The organism is Desulfobulbus rhabdoformis (assembly GCF_016919065.1).
Classification (GTDB): Bacteria; Desulfobacterota; Desulfobulbia; order Desulfobulbales; family Desulfobulbaceae; genus Desulfobulbus; species Desulfobulbus rhabdoformis.
On sequence record NZ_JAFFQA010000144.1, the window covers coordinates 1 to 777 of the forward strand.

Below are 777 nucleotides of genomic sequence, written 5' to 3' on the forward strand. Positions count from 1 at the left end.
GGGCGGGCAGGCAGGACCACCGTTTGGTAATGTCGTGCCAGATCGTGATAGGTTGGGTTGATGTCGGGCTCATACCGGCAGGATTTACTGACACCGCTTTTGAGATTATCGGGAACAACAGCCTCCGGGACTCCGCCGAAAAAATTAAAGGCCCGCACATGCGATCCGACCCAATCTTCAAGCTGCTGGCTGAACGTTGCTTCCGCATAGGTGTAACTGCTCGCTCCCAGTACGGCGACAAAGATCTGGGCATGACGAATCTCTCCGGTGTTTGGATCGATGATGTCTATCGTTTGTCCGGCATAATCGACAAAGAGTTTTTCGCCAGCCCGGTGCTCATGGCGCATCACCACATTCAGCCTGGCGGCCCATTCTCGGTACCTCTGACAAAACCAGCTGTATTGGTAGCCGTCTGGGTGCTGTTCCTTATACTCCTGCCATAACAGGTTCAAGGTGATGTGCTTCCGTGATTGCAGTTCTCTATGAACTTCCTGAAAATCAGGAAACAGCCGGGAGCTGTTGGCTGGTGTGGGCGGTGGAAATAGTCGTTGTTCAAGCTCTGCATCACCAAGTTCTTCCGGCAGCGGCCAACGCACCCCGGCATTCCTGGCACGCTGCAGGTAGTCGCCAACAGTACTGCTCCCTATACCGCAACTCAAACCGATTTCCCGGTTACTGCGGTGCAGGTCATGTTTGAGGCGTAACACCTCTCGTATTTTGCGCATAGATACCCTCTTGCCCGGCATGAACCCCTCCTTGATTATTTCTTTGAAGAAA

The 777-nt window shown here is 53.3% G+C and carries 1 protein-coding gene; it reads right to left on the bottom strand.

Annotated elements, in window-relative coordinates; all coding sequences use genetic code 11:
- A partial coding sequence (gene istA / locus JWJ90_RS22805; protein WP_205229509.1) for an IS21 family transposase occupies positions 1 to 746 on the bottom strand: 746 nt, incomplete at its 3' end.
- Between the last annotated feature and the right edge of the window lie 31 nt (positions 747 to 777).